Origin of the sequence: Burkholderia sp. LMG 13014 (assembly GCF_905232215.1) — a bacterium.
GTDB lineage: Bacteria > Pseudomonadota > Gammaproteobacteria > Burkholderiales > Burkholderiaceae > Burkholderia.
In genome coordinates this window covers 1-1,769 of sequence record NZ_CAJNKE010000888.1, presented here as the reverse complement: position 1 = coordinate 1,769, position 1,769 = coordinate 1, and the positions used below count along the sequence as shown (strand labels likewise).

At 67.7% G+C, this 1,769-nt stretch carries 3 protein-coding genes; all 3 read left to right on the top strand.

Annotation, left to right across the window (positions count from 1 at the left end; translation table 11 throughout):
• The first annotated feature begins 277 nt into the window (after window positions 1-277).
• The 3 genes from fliE to JYJ84_RS35835 all read left to right on the top strand — a co-directional run bounded on the left by fliE (window position 278) and on the right by JYJ84_RS35835 (window position 1,578).
• Window positions 278-622, top strand: a complete 345-nt coding sequence (gene fliE / locus JYJ84_RS35845; RefSeq protein WP_021164033.1) for a flagellar hook-basal body complex protein FliE — start codon at window positions 278-280, stop codon at window positions 620-622.
• Between the two features lie 192 nt (window positions 623-814).
• Window positions 815-1,249 (top strand): flagellar export chaperone FliS, encoded by a 435-nt coding sequence (gene fliS / locus JYJ84_RS35840; RefSeq protein WP_122946489.1) that lies wholly within the window; start codon window positions 815-817, stop codon window positions 1,247-1,249.
• Complete coding sequence (locus tag JYJ84_RS35835) at window positions 1,246-1,578, top strand: flagellar protein FliT (RefSeq protein ID WP_122946488.1); 333 nt, start codon at window positions 1,246-1,248, stop codon at window positions 1,576-1,578. The genes fliS and JYJ84_RS35835 overlap by 4 nt, the downstream gene beginning before the upstream one ends.
• The last annotated feature ends 191 nt before the right edge of the window (window positions 1,579-1,769 follow it).

Sequence of the window (1,769 nt, the reverse complement as noted above, 5' to 3'; positions counted from 1 at the left end):
TGATCAGCGAGTTGGCCTGCGAATCCATGCGTCGAGTTTCTCCGGAGCGGGACGACTGAGCTCGCTCGGACGAGCGGGCGGACAATGACACGATGCGATTATCGTGATCCGGGCCGGACTCCGATCGACCGAAAAGAGCGGGGTTTCCCCCGTACTTTCTCGGCTTTGACGCGCGGCGCGCTGCTATCCTTTTTCGCGATCCGGCATGGTGCGCGTGGTGCGGCGCCGGCGGACACGCCCGGTGGTCCGGGACTCTTCTCTCAGTTTTGGGGACAGCATGACTGCGAACGTCAGCGGAATCGGTTCGGTGTTGCAACAGATGCAGTCGATGGCTGCGCAGGCGTCCGGCGGCGTCGCGAGCCCGACGGCGGCGCTGGCCGGCTCGGGCGCGGCGACGGCCGGCACGTTCGCGAGCGCGATGAAGGCGTCGCTCGACAAGATCAGCGGCGACCAGCAGCACGCGCTCGGCGAGGCGCAGGCGTTCGAGGTCGGCGCACCGAACGTGTCGCTGAACGACGTGATGGTCGACATGCAGAAAGCCAACATCGGCTTCCAGTTCGGGCTCCAGGTCCGCAACAAGCTCGTGAGCGCTTACAACGACATCATGCAGATGTCGGTGTGATGGGCCGGCCATCCGGGGACGGCCATCCGGGGCGGCAATCCGGTGAGCCCGCCCGGGCTGGCCCTGCCGCCGCCGGGCAGGCCCCGCTTGCCTAAAGCTTTCCCGATCCCTTCCGATAACTCCGGTGAAGGCCGCGTCGTGCGATGCACGATGTCGGTTCCCGTATAGCCAAGGCATAACAAGGAGAAGCGCATGTTTTCCCCAGGGCACGCTGGAGCCAGTGCATACGCGCGTGTCGGCGTCGAGACCGGGGTGATGGGCGCCTCCCCGCACCGGTTGACCGCGATGCTGTACCAGGGCGCGCGGCAGGCGGTGGCGCTCGCGCGCATGCATCTGCAGCAGGGCAATGTGCCCGCGCGCGGCGACGCGATCGGCAAGGCGATCCGGATCGTCGAGAGCGGGCTGAAGGCGTCGCTGAACCGCGACGCGGGCGGCGAGATCGCGGACCGGCTGGACGCGCTGTATGCGTATATCTGCGGGCGTTTGCTGGAAGCGAACGCGCAGGCGAGCGACGCGATGCTGGTCGAGGTCGACGGGCTGCTCGCGACGCTCGAGGAAGCATGGACGGGGATCGCCCCGGAAGTCGCGCGGATGGCCGCGCAACAGGCAGTGGAAGCATCAAGATGAATCGCAAGGCCGAATACTTCGAACGTTACGAGGCGCTCGCCGCCGTGTCGGGCCGGATGCTGTGCGCTGCGCGCAGCGCCGACTGGAGCGCGTTGCCGGGGTTGCAGGCCGAATTCATGCAGTTGGTCGACGGGCTCAAGGAAGCCGATCCGGGTGTCGTGCTCGACGAATCGGATCTCCGCCGCAAGCTCGACCTGATCCGCCGCATCCTGGCCGACGACGCCGCGATCCGCGATCTCGCTAGTCCGGACGTCGCGCGGCTGTCCGCGCTGTTCGAGGCGCGGCGCTCGACCAAGGTATTGACCGATCTCTACCGCGCGCGCGGGTAGGGCCCGTTTCCGGGGAAACGGGCGCGGGGGCGCACGAGCCCGTTGCGGCAGACGCGCAGTTCCCGCGGGCGGCACCGATGTGCCGCTCCCGGATTCGCAACGAAGTGGCTGAGGTGAGCAGGCTCCGATCATGACCGGTATCGACTCCGTTGCGGCCGCGCTGCTGGCGAGCCGCCTCGACAGCCTGCTGA

What these genes read in the sequence shown, in the direction of transcription:
- fliS (WP_122946489.1), top strand. Translation starts at nt 815, where the DNA reads ATGTTTTCCCCAGGGCACGCTGGAGCCAGTGCATACGCGCGTGTCGGC.
- fliE (WP_021164033.1), top strand. Translation starts at nt 278, where the DNA reads ATGACTGCGAACGTCAGCGGAATCGGTTCGGTGTTGCAACAGATGCAG.
- JYJ84_RS35835 (WP_122946488.1), top strand. Translation starts at nt 1,246, where the DNA reads ATGAATCGCAAGGCCGAATACTTCGAACGTTACGAGGCGCTCGCCGCC.